Consider the following 16240-nt stretch of genomic DNA (forward strand, 5'->3'; position numbering starts at 1 on the left):
ATGACGGACCGTAAGAGCGAACTCGCCGGGAATCTGGCACAAGTGGAGGAGCGTATCGCCGCCGCCTGTGCGGCCGCGGGGCGCCACCGCGACGAGGTGACCCTCATCGTGGTCACCAAGACCTACCCCGCGGACGACGTGCGCATTCTCTCGGACCTCGGCGTGCGCCATGTCGCCGAGAACCGCGACCAGGACGCCGCACCGAAGGCGGCAGCATGCTCGGATCTGCCGCTCTCGTGGCATTTCGTGGGTCAGTTGCAGACCAACAAGGTGCGTTCGGTGGTCGGTTACGCCGATGTCGTGCAGTCCGTCGACCGTCCCAAGCTCGTCACAGCCCTGTCGAAGGAAGCCGTGCGGGTCGGACGGGAGGTGGGCTGCCTCATTCAGGTCGCACTCGACGCGGGGGAGAGCGCCCGCGGTGAGCGCGGCGGCGTGTCGCCCGCTGGAATCGAAGAATTGGCCGACCTCGTCGCCGGGGCGGAAGGGCTGCGGCTCGACGGGCTGATGACGGTGGCGCCGCTCACCGGCGAGTACGCGGGGCACCGGCAGGCGGCGTTCGACCGCCTCATGGATTTGTCGACCTACGTGCGCCGAACCCATCCGGCTGCGAACATGGTTTCCGCAGGGATGAGCGCGGACCTCGAACAGGCCGTGGCCGCCGGAGCGACACATGTACGCGTCGGCACCGCGGTACTCGGAGTCCGCCCCAGGCTCGGGTAACGTCGCCAAGAAGTCGGACCACAGCAGAAAATATGGTCATTACCGTCGAAAGGCGGATGCAGTGACCTCGTGGATCGCGGGCACTTGGCAGTCGTCAGCCGATCCACCACAGAGCGGAGGACTCAGAGCATGGCCGGCGCGATGCGCAAGATGGCGGTCTACCTCGGCCTCGTGGAGGACGATGGGTACGACGGCCGGGGGTTCGACCCCGACGACGACTTCGAACCCGAACTGGACCCGGAGCCCGAGCGGGACCCCCGGCGGCACGAACCGGTACACCAGTCGCACGGTTCACATCAGCCGCAAAGGGACGAAGAGGTACGAGTCGTCCAGCCGCCCGCGCCGCGCGAACCGGTCTCCCGATCCGCCTCGCTCGCGGCGGAATCGAGCCGTCCGGCGCGTATCGCGCCCGTGGCATCCATCACACAAGAACGCGCGAGCCTGGAAAAGAGCGCACCGGTCATCATGCCCAAGGTCGTGTCCGAACGAGAGCCCTACCGGATCACCACACTTCACCCCCGGACCTACAACGAGGCCCGTACCATCGGGGAACACTTCCGTGAGGGCACGCCGGTGATCATGAATCTCACTGAGATGGATGACACAGATGCGAAGCGACTTGTCGACTTTGCAGCCGGTTTGGTGTTTGGTCTTCACGGCAGTATCGAGCGGGTGACGCAGAAGGTGTTCCTGCTGTCTCCTGCTAACGTCGATGTCACGGCGGAGGACAAGGCCCGCATCGCAGAGGGCGGGTTCTTCAACCAGAGCTGAGACGCAACACCGGTAGAGAGCAAGACCACGGATCCGACAACGGGTCCGAGAGATGGTTCAGGGGAGAGGGAAGCAAGGGTCATGAGCGTGGTCCTGGATGTCGTCTACATCGCGCTGATGTGCTTCCTCATCGTGCTCATCTTCCGGTTGGTCATGGACTACGTCTTCCAGTTCGCCCGCTCGTGGCAACCCGGCAAGGCGATGGTGGTCGTTCTTGAGGCCACCTACACTGTCACCGATCCACCGTTGAAGCTTCTGCGGCGGTTCATCCCGCCGCTGCGTCTCGGGGGCGTGGCGCTCGACCTGTCCTTCTTCGTACTGATGATCATCGTCTACATCCTGATCGCGATCGTGAGCCGGCTGTGAGCGATGAGAGAGATACGGGCTTGCCGAATGCCGACGACAACGTTGAGGTGAAGAGATGCCGTTGACCCCCGAGGACGTGCGGAACAAGCAGTTCACGACCGTCCGCCTCCGAGAAGGCTATGACGAGGACGAGGTCGATGCCTTCCTCGACGAGGTCGAAGCCGAACTGACCCGACTGCTCCGCGAGAACGAGGACCTGCGCGCCAAGCTGGCCGCGGCGACGCGCGCGGCCGCGCAGAACCAGCAGAACATGCGCAAGCCCCCGGAACCGCCGCAGGATCAGCAGCAGCACCAGCAGCAGCACCAGCAGCAGCAGCACCAGCAGCAGGGCCCGCCGCAGCAGGGCGGTATGCCGCAGCAGGGCATGCGAGGTCCCGGCGCTCCGGTGCCCGCCGGCATATCGGGCCCGCCGCAGCAGCAGATGGGTGGCCCCATGGGTGGTCCGCCCCAGCTGCCGAGCGGTGCCCCGCAGCTGCCCGCCGGCCCCGGCGGTCAGGGTGGCCCGCAGGGCCCCGGCCCGATGGGCCAGGGTCCGGGACCGATGGGCCAGGGCGGCCCCGGTCCGATGCAGGGCCAGATGGGCCCCGGCCCGATGGGCGGCCCCATGGGCGGTCCGCAGGGTCCCGGTGGTCCCGGCGGCATGCCCGGTCAGGGCGGCCCCGGCGGCGACAGTGCCGCCCGTGTCCTGTCGCTGGCCCAGCAGACCGCCGATCAGGCGATCGCCGAGGCCCGTTCCGAGGCCAACAAGATCGTCGGCGAGGCGCGTTCGCGTGCCGAGGGTCTGGAGCGGGACGCCCGTGCCAAGGCCGATGCCCTGGAGCGGGACGCGCAGGAGAAGCACCGTGTCGCGATGGGCTCCCTGGAGTCCGCACGCGCCACGCTGGAGCGCAAGGTCGAAGACCTGCGCGGCTTCGAGCGCGAGTACCGGACGCGACTGAAGTCGTACCTGGAGTCGCAGCTGCGTCAGCTGGAGACCCAGGCGGACGACTCGCTCGCCCCGCCGCGTACGCCCGCGACGGCCTCCCTGCCGCCGTCCCCGGCGCCCTCGATGGCACCGGCCGGCGCCAGTGCCCCGTCCTACGGCGGCAACCAGTCGATGGGCAGCGGGCCGAGCCAGAACGGTCCGTCCTACGGCGGCCAGCAGCAGATGTCGCCGGCGATGACCCAGCCGATGGCACCGGTGCGGCCGCAGGGGCCGTCGCCGATGGGGCAGGCGCCCTCGCCGATGCGCGGGTTCCTGATCGACGAGGACGACAACTGATCCGTAGTACGGCGTAGCCGTCGGCAGCGTTCAGGGCGGGCCCCGGGTTTCTGACCCGGGGCCCGCCCTTTCGTGTGCCGTCGTAGCTTCGTGCATCGTGTCTCCCCCGGTGCCTGAACGGCCTGGGAGGTACCTTCAGGGCGGCACGGGTGGGCGCAGCGGCACCCACCCCCTTGGCCCGCACCGACAGACAGCACAGAGCCCGGCGTCCCTCACGTGGAGGGCGGCCGGGCCCGGGTGCCGCTAGGCGGCTACTGCTTGCGAAGGCGGAACGTCAGGGACAGCCCCTCGTCCGTGAACGGCTCCCCGTACGCGTCGTCCGCCTCGCCCCGCGTGAAGTCCGTCGCCAGGACCTCGTCCGAGATCAGACCCGCGTGCTCGGTCAGGGCCGCGACCGTCGCCTCGTCCGTGGCCGTCCACCGCAGCGCGATCCGGTCGGCGACGTCCAACCCGCTGTTCTTGCGGGCCTCCTGGATCAGCCGGATCGCGTCCCGGGCGAGGCCCGCGCGGCGCAGCTCCTCCGTGATCTCCAGGTCCAGCGCCACCGTCGCGCCGGAGTCGGAGGCGACCGACCAGCCCTCGCGCGGCGTCTCCGTGATGATCACCTCGTCCGGGGCGAGGGCGACCGTCTCACCGTCGACCTCCACCGACGCCGTGCCCTCGCGCAGCGCGAGGGAGAGCGCCGCGGCGTCCGCGTTCGCGACGGCCTTCGCGACGTCCTGGACGCGCTTGCCGAACCGCTTGCCCAACGCACGGAAGTTGGCCTTCGCGGTCGTGTCGACCAGTGAGTCGCCGACCTCGCTCAGCGACGCGAGCGACTCGACGTTCAGCTCCTCGGTGATCTGCGTGCGCAGCTCGGGGGAGAGTGCGTCGAAGCCGGTCACCCCGATCAGCGCGCGGCTGAGCGGCTGGCGGGTCTTGACGCCCGACTCCGCGCGCGTGGCGCGGCCCAGCTCGACCAGGCGGCGCACCAGCACCATCTGCTTCGACAGCTCGGGGTCGATCGCCGTGAGGTCGGCCTCCGGCCACGACGACAGGTGCACGGACTCCGGCGCCTCCGGGGTGACCGGCACGACCAGGTCCTGCCAGACGCGCTCGGTGATGAACGGCGTCAGCGGCGCCATCAGCTTGGTGACCGTCTCGACCACCTCGTGCAGCGTGCGCAGCGCGGCCTTGTCGCCCTGCCAGAAGCGGCGGCGCGAGCGGCGGACGTACCAGTTGGACAGGTCGTCGACGAACGCGGACAGCAGCTTGCCGGCGCGCTGGGTGTCGTAGGCGTCCAGCGCCTGGGTGACCTGGTCGGTGAGCGCGTGCAGCTCGGACAGCAGCCAGCGGTCCAGCACCGGGCGGTGGGCCGGTGCCGGGTCGGCTTCGCTCGGCGCCCAGCCCGTGGTGCGGGCGTACAGGGCCTGGAAGGCGACCGTGTTCCAGTAGGTGAGGAGCGTCTTGCGGACGACCTCCTGGATGGTGCCGTGGCCGACGCGGCGGGCCGCCCACGGGGAGCCGCCGGCCGCCATGAACCAGCGGACGGCGTCGGCGCCGTGCTGGTCCATCAGCGGGATCGGCTGCAGGATGTTGCCCAGGTGCTTGGACATCTTGCGGCCGTCCTCGGCGAGGATGTGACCGAGGCAGACCACGTTCTCGTACGAGGACTTGTCGAAGACCAGGGTGCCGACCGCCATCAGCGTGTAGAACCAGCCGCGGGTCTGGTCGATGGCCTCGCAGATGAATTGCGCCGGGTACCGGGACTCGAACAGTTCCTTGTTCTTGTACGGGTAGCCCCACTGCGCGAACGGCATCGATCCCGAGTCGTACCAGGCGTCGATGACCTCGGGCACGCGCACCGCTTCGAGGGAGCAGCCCTCGTGGGTGCAGGTGAAGGTGACGTCGTCGATGTACGGGCGGTGCGGGTCCAGCTCCGACTGGTCGGTGCCGGACAGTTCGGTGAGCTCCGCGCGGGAGCCGACGCAGGTGAGGTGGTTCTCCTCGCAGCGCCAGATCGGCAGCGGGGTGCCCCAGTAGCGATTGCGGGAGAGCGCCCAGTCGATGTTGTTGTTCAGCCAGTCGCCGTAGCGGCCGTGCTTGACCGAGTCCGGGAACCAGTTGGTCCCCTCGTTCTCCGCCAGGAGACGGTCCTTGATCTCCGTGGTGCGGATGTACCAGGACGGCTGGGCGTAGTAGAGCAGCGCGGTGTGGCAGCGCCAGCAGTGCGGGTAGCTGTGCTCGTACGGGATGTGCTTGAAGAGCAGGCCCCGGGTGTCCAGGTCCTCGGTCAGCTTCTCGTCGGCCTTCTTGAAGAAGACGCCGCCGACCAGCGCCAGGCCCTCCTCGAATGTGCCGTCCGGGCGGACCGGGTTGACCACGGGCAGGCCGTAGGAGCGGCAGACCTTGAGGTCGTCCTCACCGAAGGCGGGGGACTGGTGGACCAGACCCGTGCCGTCCTCGGTGGTGACGTAATCCGCGTTCACCACGTAGTGCGCCGGCGCCGGGAACCCCACCAGCTCGAAGGGCCGCTGGTACGTCCAGTGCTCCATCTCGGCGCCGGTGAAGGACTGCCCGGTGGTCTCCCAGCCCTCGCCGAGGGCCTTGGCGACGAGGGGCTCGGCGACGACCAGCTTCTCCTCGCCGTTCGTCGCGACGACGTAGGTCACCTCGGGGTGCGCCGCGACCGCCGTGTTGGAGACCAGCGTCCAGGGAGTGGTCGTCCAGATCAGGAGCGCGGCCTCGCCGGCCAGCGGGCCGGAGGTGAGCGGGAAGCGGACGTAGACGGACGGGTCGACGACCGTCTCGTAGCCCTGCGCCAGCTCGTGGTCGGACAGACCGGTGCCGCAGCGGGGGCACCAGGGGGCGACGCGGTGGTCCTGGACCAGCAGGCCCTTGTCGAAGATCGTCTTCAGCGACCACCAGACGGACTCGATGTACTCCGGGTCCATCGTGCGGTACGGGTTCTGGAGGTCGGCCCAGTAGCCCATGCGGGTCGTGAGCTCCTCGAAGGCGTCGGTGTGGCGGGTCACCGATTCGCGGCACTTGGCGTTGAACTCGGCGATGCCGTACGCCTCGATGTCCTGCTTGCCGGAGAAGCCCAGCTCCTTCTCCACCGCCAGCTCCACCGGCAGGCCGTGGCAGTCCCAGCCGGCCTTGCGGCCCACGTGGTAGCCGCGCATGGTGCGGAAGCGGGGGAAGACGTCCTTGAAGACGCGCGCCTCGATGTGGTGGGCACCCGGCATGCCGTTGGCGGTGGGCGGGCCCTCGTAGAACACCCACTCGGGGCGGCCCTCGGACTGCTCCAGGCTCTTGGCGAAGATCTTCTGCTCGCGCCAGAAGTCGAGCACCGCGTGTTCGAGCGCGGGCAGGTCGACCTGGGCGGGCACCTGGCGGTACTGCGGCTGCGTATTCAACGAGCTTCCTCCGGCGGACGTGCTGCCTTCCGTCGGAGGGACGAGAGCCGTGCTCCCGCGGTACCACCCTCCTTGGCTCCCCGGTGCGTCGTGTGCGCCGGTGAGCCCCCTCATTGGGTCGCGAGCCGGTTCTACTCGCCTCGGCCGTCCTGGCCAGGGCTTTCTTCCGGCGGCTCCGGGGTGATCTTCACGTCGCGCTCGCCCCCGGGCTCACACCGTCCCCGGGTCGCTCTGGGCTGCGTACGCCGCTACTCGTCCCCATCCATGCTTTTCGCTGCGCCCAGTGTACGGCGCCCCGCGGACAGCGGCCGACCGGTTTTCGCACGGTCAGCGGTGACCCGAATGCCGACGCCGGCGTTCGGCTTCGCGACGGGCCCGGCCGGGCCCCCGTCCGGCGGATTACAGGGCGGGGAGCTGGGCACAACGCATGCAAGTTCGCCGCGCGGCGCGCGGAGGGCGGGCGAATCGGGCGGCGTGCCCCGTTGCCGCGGGACCCGAGTCGATTTATCGTCCCAGCACGATTCGCGAGCAAGATCACAATATGTGAAGGGGCCGCGGCCATGGTGGCGAAGAAGACCGCCGGAGAGCAGCCGGAGGCGGCTGCGGAGAAGACCGCCGCCAAGAGGACGACGGCCAAGAAGGCAGTCGCCAAGAAGACGACGGCCAAGAAGACGACGGCCAAGAAGAGCACGGCCAAGAAGAGCACGGCCAAGAGGGCCGCGGCCGGGAAGAGCACGAAGAGCGCGGCGAAGAAGACCGCGGCGAAGAAGAGCACGTCCAAAAAGGCGGGCGCGGCGCAGGCCGCGGAGCAGACGGGAGCCACGACGGTGGTTGCGAAGAAGACTCCTGGTACGGCCACGGCGGCCAAGACGGCCGTTCCCAAGGCGCGCGGCGCCGCCGCCGAACCCGGCGACCTCGCGGTACGCCCCGGTGAGGAACCCTGGACCCCGGAGGAGGTCGAGGAGGCGCGCGGGGGACTGCAGTCCGAGGCCGACCGCCTGCGCACCGAGATCGACTCCTCCGAGCGGTCGCTCCAGGGCATGATGCGGGACTCCGGCGACGGAGCGGGCGACGACGAGGCGGACACCGGCAGCAAGAACATCACGCGCGAGCACGAACTGGCGCTGGCGGCCACCGCGCGCGAGGTGCTCACCCAGACCGAGCGCGCCCTGGAACGCCTGGACGCGGGTACCTACGGCCTGTGCGAGAACTGCGGCAACCCCATCGGCAAGGCGCGCATGCAGGCCTTCCCGAGGGCCACGCTGTGCGTCGAGTGCAAGCAGAAGCAGGAGCGCCGGTACTGATCCGGCCCCGATCGTGCCGTTCCGCCTCCGGATGGGTCCTGAGCACGTGCGGGACGGAACGTGTGCCGTACCCTCGTCCTCAGTCAGGTACCTAGGCTGAGGGACTCACGTGGCAGAGGCGGAGCGCATCATCGGTACTCCGGACACCCCGGACGCGGCGGGGGACGGGCGGGAGCGGCCCGTCGCCGATCAGGAGCAGGCCCCGCAGGAGCGTCCCCGGGGCAAGCGGCGGGTCGCCGTACTGTTCGCGGTCGCCGCGTTCGCGTACCTCCTCGACCTGGTCAGCAAGATGATCGTGGTCGCCGAGCTGGAGCACCAGGAGCCCATCGAGATCGTCGGTGACTGGCTGCGGTTCGTGGCGATCCGCAACGCGGGCGCGGCCTTCGGCTTCGGCGAGGCCTTCACCGTCATCTTCACGGTGATCGCGGCGGCGGTGATCGTCGTGATCGCCCGCCTCGCGCGCAAGCTCTACAGCGTGCCGTGGGCGATCGCCCTGGGCATGCTGCTCGGCGGCGCCCTCGGCAACCTCACCGACCGGATCTTCCGCTCGCCCGGCGTCTTCCAGGGCGCGGTGGTGGACTTCATCGCGCCCAAGCACTTCGCCGTCTTCAACCTCGCCGACTCGGCGATCGTGTGCGGCGGCATCCTGATCGTGATCCTCTCCTTCCGGGGCCTGGACCCGGACGGGACCGTCCACAAGGACTGACCGGCCACCGGGACCGACCGTCCGCCGGCCCCGGTCGTCCACAGGACTGAGAGCGCGTTCGGGAGTGTCCGAGCCGTCCGGCATACTCGACGGGGTGAGCACGCTTCCCGAGATCCGCACCCTGCCCGTGCCCGACGGCCTGGAGGGCGAGCGCGTCGACGCCGCCATCTCCCGCATGTTCGGCTTTTCCCGTACCAAGGCCGCGGAGCTCGCCGCGGCGGGCAAGGTGCAGGTCGACGGATCGGTGGTCGGCAAGTCCGAGCGCGTCCACGGCGGCGCCTGGCTCGAGGTCGAGATGCCGCAGGCGCCCGCGCCGGTGCAGGTGGTCGCCGAGCCCGTCGAGGGCATGGAGATCGTGCACGACGACGAGGACGTGGTCGTCATCGTCAAGCCGGTCGGCGTCGCCGCCCACCCGTCGCCGGGCTGGAGCGGCCCCACCGTCATCGGCGGACTGGCCGCCGCCGGCTACCGCATCTCCACCTCCGGCGCCGCGGAGCGGCAAGGCATCGTGCACCGCCTCGACGTGGGCACCTCCGGCCTGATGGCGGTCGCCAAGTCGGAGCGGGCGTACACCTCGCTCAAGCGCCAGTTCAAGGAGCGCACGGTCGACAAGCGCTACCACACGCTCGTGCAGGGCCACCCCGACCCGACCAGCGGCACCATCGACGCCCCCATCGGCCGCCACCCCCAGCACGACTACAAGTGGGCCGTCACCGCCGAGGGCAAGCCCTCCGTCACGCACTACGACCTCATCGAGGCCTTCCGCGCCGCCTCCCTGCTCGACGTGAAGCTGGAGACCGGCCGCACCCACCAGATCCGCGTCCACATGGCCGCCCACCGCCACCCCTGCGTCGGCGACCTGACCTACGGCGCCGACCCGACCCTCGCCAAGCGGCTGCACCTGACCCGCCAGTGGCTGCACGCCGTGCGGCTCGGCTTCGAGCACCCCGGCGACGGCCAGTGGGTCGAGTACGCCAGCGACTACCCCGAGGACCTCCAGCAGGCCCTGGACCGGGTCCGCGAGGAGACCTACGCATGAGCGGCCCGTCGCAGCCGCCGTCCTACCGGGTGCGGGTCGCCGAGGACGCCGCCGACCGCGAGATGTGCTTCGCCGTGCGCAAGGAAGTCTTCGTCGCCGAGCAGGAGGTCCCCGAGGACATCGAGTACGACGCCTACGACGCCGTCGCCGTGCACGTCCTCGCGGTGCGGGAGGACGGCACACCCCTGGGCACCGGCCGGCTGCTGCACGGAGCGCCCGCCGCGGCGAAGACCGGCGGCGAGGCGGCCGTCGGCTCCCTGGGTCGGCTCGCGGTGACCCGGGAGGCCCGCGGACTGGGCGTCGGGGCCGCCCTGGTGCGGGCCGTCGAGGAGGCGGCACGCGCACGCGGACTCACCGCCGTGGACCTGCACGCGCAGACCCACGCCCTGGGTTTCTACGAGCGACTGGGGTACGAGGCGTACGGACCCGAGTTCTCCGACGCCGGGATACCCCACCGCGCAATGCGGCGCGCCCTGTAGCAGGAGGTGCCGTACGGGCTGGTGGGGCCGGTGACGTGACAGGCTTGAAGCCCGCCGTGTGATGCCGAGACCCCACCGGAGCGGTGACCGTGGATCAGTTGGGCCTGTTGTTCATGCTGCTGCTCGGGGCCCTGCTGAGCGTCCCGGTCGGCGCCCGCCTCGGGCTGCCGGCGCCGGTGCTGATGACGGTCCTCGGCATCGTCCTGGCGCTGCTCGACTTCGTGCCCAACGTCGACATCCCGCCCGAGCTCATCCTGCCCGCGCTGCTGCCGCCGCTGCTCTACGCGGCCGTACGGCGCACGTCCTGGCGGCAGTTCGCGGCCAACAAGCGGCCGATCTTCCTGCTCGCCGTGGCGCTGGTCTTCGTCACCATGGCCTGTGTCGCCGCGGTGGCCCACGCGATCGTGCCCGGCCTGCCCATCGCCGCCGCCTTCGCGCTGGGCGCGCTGGTGGCGCCGCCCGACCCGGTCGCGGCGACCGCAGTCGCCGGTCAGCTGGGGCTGCCGCGCCGACTGGTGTCGATCCTGGAGGGCGAAGGGCTGTTCAACGACGTGACGGCCATCGTCCTGTACCACGTGGCCATCGCCGCCGCGGTCGGCGGCACCTTCTCCCCGTGGCGGGCGGGGCTCGACCTGGTGCTGTCCGCCGTCGTCGCCGTCGCGGTCGGCCTCGCACTGGGCTGGGCCACCAACAAGCTGATGAGCGTGCTGGGCGATGCCACGCTGCAGATCGGCATGACGCTGCTGGTGCCGTACGTGGCCTACGTGCTGGCCGAGGAGCTGCACGGCTCCGGGGTGCTGGCGGTGCTCACCACCGCGATGTTCCTCGCCGAGTACGCCTTCGACGCCGACGACGTGATGACCCGGCTGGCCGGGCACACCGTGTGGGACGTCGTCGACACGCTCGTCACCGGCGTCGCCTTCGGACTGGTGGGCCTGGAACTGCACAACGCGATCCGGACGGCCTCCGGACGCTGGACCGAACTGCTCGGCTGGTCCGCGGTCGTCGTGGCCGTGGTGATCCTCGTACGGCTGCTGTGGCTGCTGCCGGCCACCTGGCTGACCCAGCGGCTGCACGCCAGACAGGACAAGGACGAGGACATCCCCACCTCCTGGCGGGAGACCGTCGTCATGTGGTGGTCGGGCATGCGGGGCGTCGCCTCGGTCGCGCTGGCGCTGGCGATCCCGCTGGAGACGGAGGACGGGTCCGCCTTCCCTCACCGCGAGGAGATCGTCTTCATCGCCTTCGGCGTCATCATGGTCACCCTGCTGCTCCAGGGCCTGACGTTGCCGTGGCTGGTGAGCCGGCTCGGGGTGCGCGCGGACACCGAACGGGAGAAGCAGTACGAGAAGGAACTGGCCGTGCGGGCGGCCAAGGCGGCCAAGCAGCGCCTCAGGGAGATCGAGTCGGTCGAGGAACTGCCGGAAGAACTGTCCGAGCAGATGTTGCGGCGAGCGTTCGACATCGGGCTGCGGATCAGTCCGGACGTCGGCGACGAGGAGCGGCGCGAGGCCCAGGAGCAGCGGGCCCGCCGGGTGAAGCGGATCCGCCGCATCCACAGCGAGATGCTCAGCGCCGCCCGCCACGAGGTGCTGGCCGCCCGCAGCGAACCCGGCGCGGACCCGGAGATCGTCGACCGCGTCCTGCGCCACCTGGACGTGCGCAGCATGCGGTGAGGCCGGTCCTCACGCCCGGCTCCGCGAGCGCCGGGCCGGGCACGGCCCGTGCTGTCCGTTCGGGCGTGGTCCGTCGGTCCGGGCGTGGTCCGTCGGCCGGGCGGGGTCCGTGCCGGTAGTCACAGGCTTTTCGCCGGCTGTTCCGGGAAGCGGCGGGTGCCGCCGTCGGGGGAGCGGCGGGGGCGGCTGACCCCGTCGGGGGACGGGCGCAGGGCGGCGTCGGCCGTGTTGACGCGGGGCAGGGCGTAGGGATGCTCGTCGGCGAGCCAGCGGAGCATCCCCTCGCGCACCGTGACCCGGACCGTCCAGATGTCGTCCGCGTCCTTCGCGGTCACCAGGGCCCGCACCTGCATGGTGTTCGGGGTGGTGTCCGTGACGGTCAGGTTGTAGTCGCGGCCGTCCCAGGCAGGGCACTCGCGCAGGATGTCGCGCAGCCGCTCGCGCATCAGGTCCAGCGGTGCCGAGTGGTCGAGGTGCCAGAAGACGGTGCCGGTCATCTGCGGGGTGCCGCGCGACCAGTTCTCGAACGGCTTGGACGTGAAGTACGACACCGGCATGGTGATCCGGCGCTCGTCCCAGGTGCGCACGGTCAGGAACGTGAGCGTGATCTCCTCGACGGTGCCCCACTCCCCGTCCACCACCACGGTGTCGCCCATGCGCACCATGTCGCCGAAGGCGATCTGGAACCCGGCGAACATGTTGCTGAGCGTGGACTGCGCGGCCACACCGGCGACGATGCCGAGGATTCCGGCCGAGGCCAGCAGCGAGGCCCCCGCCGCGCGCATCGCCGGGAACGTCAGCAGCATCGCCGACACGGCGACCACGGCGACGACCGCCGTGACCACGCGCATGATCAGCGACACCTGGGTCCGTACCCGCCGCACCCGGGCGGGGTTGCGCTGGGCGTGGGCGTGGGCGTAGCGGGAGTAGGACGTCTCGACGACCGCGGCGGCGATACGGGTCACCAGCCAGGCCACCGAGCCGATCAGCAGCAGCGTCAGCACCCGGCCGACCGCCGACCGGTGGTCCGGGAACACCTGCGCCTCGACGTACGACCCTCTCAGCAGCGCGGCGCACAGCATGACCTGGTACGGGATGCGGGCACGGCGCAGCAGCCCCCACAGGGGCGTCTCGGGATGCCGCGCGTCGGCCTTGCGCAGCAGCAGGTCGGTGGCCCATCCGATGACGAGGGTCAGCAGGATCGAGCCGCCGACCACGGTCAGCGGGCGGAGTATCGTCTCCATCCCTCGAACGTAACCGGACCCGCCGTGCGGTGAACCTGTGACTTCCGTCCCGCCCCGGGTATCGCCGCCGACCGCGTTGTCACACCCGGCTGGCACCATGGCCTCATGAACATCGTGCTCTTTCACTCGACCCTCGGCCCGAGGCCCGCGGTGCGGCAGGCCGCCGACCGGCTGCGCGACGCCGGGCACCAGGTGTGGAACCCGGACCTCTTCGAGGGCCGTACCTTCGACACGGTCGAGGAGGGCATGGCCCACCAGGACGGGATCGGCAGGGAGGAGCTGTTGAAGCGGGCGGTGCTGGCCGCCGCGCCCTATTCCGAACGGGGACTGGTGTACGCGGGCTTCTCGCTCGGCGCCTCCATCGCCCAGACCCTCGCCCTCGGCGACCACCGGGCCCGCGGACTGCTCCTCCTGCACGGCACCTCGGACATCGCGGCCAACGCCTCGGTCGACGACCTCCCGGTCCAACTGCACGTCGCCGAGCCGGACGCCTTCGAGACGGACGACTGGCTCAGCGCCTGGTACCTCCGGATGGGCCGCATCGGCGCCGACGTCGAGGTGCACCGGTACGCCGGGGCCGGACACCTCTACACCGACCCCGACCTGCCGGACTACGACGCGGAGGCTGCCGAGGCCACCTGGCGGGTGGCGCTCGGCTTCCTCGACTCGCTCCAGGAGACCCAGGGGGCCGACGAGCCTCAGACGGGCGAGTAGACCCGCTCCACGCGCTGCGTGCCGCTGCGCGTGCGGTAAGAACGGGCCCACTTCGAGGTGGCGTCCGGGTCGGTGCGGTCGGAGAGGACGTAGTAGTCCATCTGCGTCCGGTCGGCGGTGACGTCCAGCACGCCGTAGCCGTGCCGGTCGGTGTCGACCCAGTGGACGTGCCGGTTCGCGGCCCTGATGAGCGGCGCCGCGATCGCCGAGACCGTGCCCTCGGGGACCTTCACGATGTCGTCGAGGTTGTCCGAGGTCACCGAGGTGACCACGAACTCCGTGGCGGCCGAGGCGGACAGCGGGTACGTGGCGGCGTTGTGCGGCACGTCGTTGGCCCAGGCCATGTGGATGTCGCCGGTCAGGAAGACCGTGTTGCGGACGGCGTTCGCGCGCAGGTGGGCGAGAAGTTCTCGGCGGTCGTCGGTGTAGCCGTCCCACTGGTCGGTGTTGAGGGCGAGTCCGCCCTTGGGCAGCCCCAGCAGCTCGGCCAGCGGCCTCAGCAGCTCGGCGGGGATGGAGCCGATGGCGAACGGCGAGATCATCACCGAGTTCCCCACCAGCCGCCAGGTGGTGTCGGAGGAGGCGAGGCCCGACTTCAGCCAGTCCATCTGTGCCCGCCCGGTCAGGGTGCGGTCCGGGTCGTCGACCTCGCCGTTGCCGAGCGCCACCTGCTGGGAGCGGAAGGAGCGCAGATCCAGCAGCGACAGGTCGGCCAGCTTGCCGAAGCGCAGCCGGCGGTAGGTGGTCCCGGCGATCGCCGGACGGACCGGCATCCACTCGAAGTACGCCTGCTTGGCGGCGGCCTGACGCACCGCCCAGGCGCCCTCGGCGCCCTCGGTGTGGTTCTCGGCGCCTCCCGACCAGGTGTCGTTGGCTATCTCGTGGTCGTCCCATATCGCCACGACCGGCGCGGTGGCGTGCAGCGTCTGGAGGTCGGGGTCGGTCCTGTAACGGCCGTGCCGGACGCGGTAGTCGGCGAGCGTGAGGATCTCGTGGGCGGGCGCGTGCGGACGTACGACGGTGTCGCGGGTGCCGTACTCGCCGGTGCCGTACTCGTAGATGTAGTCGCCCAGGTGCAGCCAGGCGTCCAGGTCGCCGCGGGCCGCGAGGTGCCGGTACGCGGAGAAGTGGCCGGCCTCCCAGTTGGCGCAGGAGACCACGCCGAAGCGCAGGCCCGCCACGGCGGCGTCGGCGGCGGGGGCCGTACGCGTGCGGGCGGCGGGGGAGTCGGCGGGACCGGCGGAGAAGCGGAACCAGTAGTCCGTGGCGGGCGCCAGGCCCCGGACGTCGGCCTTGACGGTGTGGTCGGAGGCGGCCGTCGCGGTGACGGACCCCTTGGCGACGATGTTCGTGAACTCCTCGTCCGTGGCGACGACCCAGCTCACCTCGGTGTCGGGTCCGGTTCCCGAGCCCGGCACGGCCTCGGGCGTCGGGGTCACCCTGGTCCACAGCAGGACGCCGTCGGGCAGCGGATCACCGGAGGCGACTCCGTGCAGGAAGGCGGGGACGGCGCCGGCTGCGGCGGCCGGCAGCGCGGCGGCGAGCGGGGCGGCCAGAACGGCGCCGGCCGCCGCGGCCTTGACGACCGAACGGCGGCTGGGTGAACGGGCGCCCGTGAGTTCGGCGGACGACGGGACGGGGGTCTCGGATGATCTGTGTCGACTGGTCACGGCCGATCAGGTTACTGATCGGTATGGGCGCGAGCGGGCGAACTCGTAAAGTTCGCCCGCTCGTTCACCTGTGTACGGCTGGTGCCTACTACTTCGTGACGCCCGCGTCCTTGAGCGCCTTCTGCCAGTCGGCGTCCGTGCTCGGGGTCTCGATCACCTTGTCGTTGATCTTGACGGTCGGGGTCGACTGGACGTCCTCCGCCTTCTGGAAGGCGTCGCCCATCTTCATCGCCCAGGCGTCGTAGGTGCCCTTCTCCACGGCGTCCTGGAACTCCTTGTTGTCCTTCAGGGAGTCGACGCTGTTGGCGACCTTGATCAGGTAGTCGTCCTTGGCGAACTCGTCGGTCGACTCCGACGGGTGGTACTCGGATGAGTACAGCGCGGTCTTGTAGTCGATGAAGGCTTCGGGGGAGACGTTCAGCGCGGCGCCGAGGGCGCTGAGGGCGTTCTTGGAGCCCTCGCCGCCGAGGTTGCCGTCGAGGAAGGTACCGATGGTGAAGGAGAGCTTGTAGGTGCCGTCCTCCATGCCCTTGTTGACGGCCTCGCCGATGGTCTGCTCGAAGTTGGCGCAGCCCGGGCAGCGCGGGTCCTCGTAGAGGTGGACGACGTGGTCGCTCTTGGACTCGCCGAGGGTGACCGTGGTGCCGTTCTTGCCGGAGGTGTTGGCCGGGGCCACTACCTTGGCGTCGGCGGCCTTCTCCCACTTCGAGGGCTGGTTGCTCTGGACGACGGCGTAGCTGATGCCGCCGGCCACCGCCAGCACGCCGACGATCGAGCAGGCCACGATGATCTGCCGCTTGACCTTGTCGCGCTTGGCCTGACGCTCGCGCTCCAGGCGCAGCCGCTCACGGGCCGCCGACTTGGCCGCCTGACTGTTCCGCTTGCTCATGGT

General features: G+C 70.5%; 14 protein-coding genes. 10 read left to right on the forward strand and 4 right to left on the reverse strand.

Features of this window, described 5'->3' with window-relative positions; genetic code table 11:
* From IE142_RS26070 to divIVA, 4 genes are all read left to right on the forward strand, one after another.
* Entirely contained in the window at positions 1–720 is a 720-nt protein-coding gene (locus IE142_RS26070) for a YggS family pyridoxal phosphate-dependent enzyme (RefSeq protein WP_191888007.1), read from the forward strand.
* A 129-nt stretch (positions 721–849) separates the two neighbouring features.
* Positions 850–1491, forward strand: coding sequence for a cell division protein SepF (gene sepF / locus IE142_RS26075; RefSeq protein WP_191888008.1), 642 nt, complete (start codon positions 850–852; stop codon positions 1489–1491).
* Positions 1492–1572: 81 nt separating this feature from the next.
* A complete protein-coding gene (locus IE142_RS26080) occupies positions 1573–1857 on the forward strand; it encodes a YggT family protein (protein WP_019328007.1) in 285 nt (94 codons plus the stop codon).
* Between the two features lie 55 nt (positions 1858–1912).
* Positions 1913–3118 (forward strand): apical growth/hyphal branching protein DivIVA, encoded by a 1206-nt coding sequence (divIVA, locus tag IE142_RS26085; RefSeq protein WP_191888009.1) that lies wholly within the window; start codon positions 1913–1915, stop codon positions 3116–3118.
* Positions 3119–3369: 251 nt separating this feature from the next.
* Here divIVA and ileS read toward each other — a convergent pair whose 3' ends face one another.
* Entirely contained in the window at positions 3370–6516 is a 3147-nt protein-coding gene (ileS, locus tag IE142_RS26090) for an isoleucine--tRNA ligase (RefSeq protein ID WP_191888010.1), read from the reverse strand.
* Between the two features lie 560 nt (positions 6517–7076).
* Between ileS and IE142_RS26095 the strand changes: the two genes are divergently transcribed.
* The 5 genes from IE142_RS26095 (at position 7077) to IE142_RS26115 (ending at position 11720) form a co-directional block, all read left to right on the forward strand.
* Complete coding sequence (locus tag IE142_RS26095; protein ID WP_191888011.1) at positions 7077–7820, forward strand: TraR/DksA family transcriptional regulator; 744 nt, start codon at positions 7077–7079, stop codon at positions 7818–7820.
* A 109-nt stretch (positions 7821–7929) separates the two neighbouring features.
* Positions 7930–8526 (forward strand): signal peptidase II, encoded by a 597-nt coding sequence (gene lspA / locus IE142_RS26100; protein WP_191888012.1) that lies wholly within the window; start codon positions 7930–7932, stop codon positions 8524–8526.
* A 94-nt stretch (positions 8527–8620) separates the two neighbouring features.
* A complete protein-coding gene (locus IE142_RS26105; RefSeq protein WP_191888013.1) occupies positions 8621–9565 on the forward strand; it encodes an RluA family pseudouridine synthase in 945 nt (314 codons plus the stop codon).
* The gene (locus IE142_RS26110; protein WP_191888014.1) at positions 9562–10044 is read left to right on the forward strand and encodes a GNAT family N-acetyltransferase; all 483 of its coding nucleotides are present in this window, start codon (positions 9562–9564) and stop codon (positions 10042–10044) included. Before IE142_RS26105 ends, IE142_RS26110 begins: the two co-directional genes overlap by 4 nt.
* A gap of 89 nt (positions 10045–10133) precedes the next feature.
* Positions 10134–11720, forward strand: a complete 1587-nt coding sequence (locus IE142_RS26115; protein ID WP_191888015.1) for a Na+/H+ antiporter — start codon at positions 10134–10136, stop codon at positions 11718–11720.
* Positions 11721–11839: 119 nt separating this feature from the next.
* Here the strand turns inward: IE142_RS26115 and IE142_RS26120 are convergent, their stop codons facing one another.
* On the reverse strand, positions 11840–12964 hold the full coding sequence (locus IE142_RS26120) for a mechanosensitive ion channel family protein (protein WP_191888016.1): 1125 nt from the start codon (positions 12962–12964) through the stop codon (positions 11840–11842).
* A gap of 60 nt (positions 12965–13024) precedes the next feature.
* Here IE142_RS26120 and IE142_RS26125 point away from each other — a divergent pair, with 60 nt between their 5' ends.
* The gene (locus IE142_RS26125; RefSeq protein ID WP_268252975.1) at positions 13025–13678 is read left to right on the forward strand and encodes a dienelactone hydrolase family protein; all 654 of its coding nucleotides are present in this window, start codon (positions 13025–13027) and stop codon (positions 13676–13678) included.
* Here IE142_RS26125 and IE142_RS26130 read toward each other — a convergent pair.
* Positions 13663–15348 (reverse strand): alkaline phosphatase D family protein, encoded by a 1686-nt coding sequence (locus IE142_RS26130; protein WP_191888018.1) that lies wholly within the window; start codon positions 15346–15348, stop codon positions 13663–13665. The two genes, IE142_RS26125 and IE142_RS26130, sit on opposite strands and share 16 nt — an antisense overlap.
* 88 nt (positions 15349–15436) lie before the next feature.
* Entirely contained in the window at positions 15437–16237 is an 801-nt protein-coding gene (locus IE142_RS26135) for a DsbA family protein (protein WP_191888019.1), read from the reverse strand.
* Positions 16238–16240 lie beyond the last annotated feature (3 nt).

The sequence above is a fragment of the Streptomyces mutabilis genome (assembly GCF_014649815.1).
Lineage (GTDB): Bacteria > Actinomycetota > Actinomycetes > Streptomycetales > Streptomycetaceae > Streptomyces > Streptomyces mutabilis.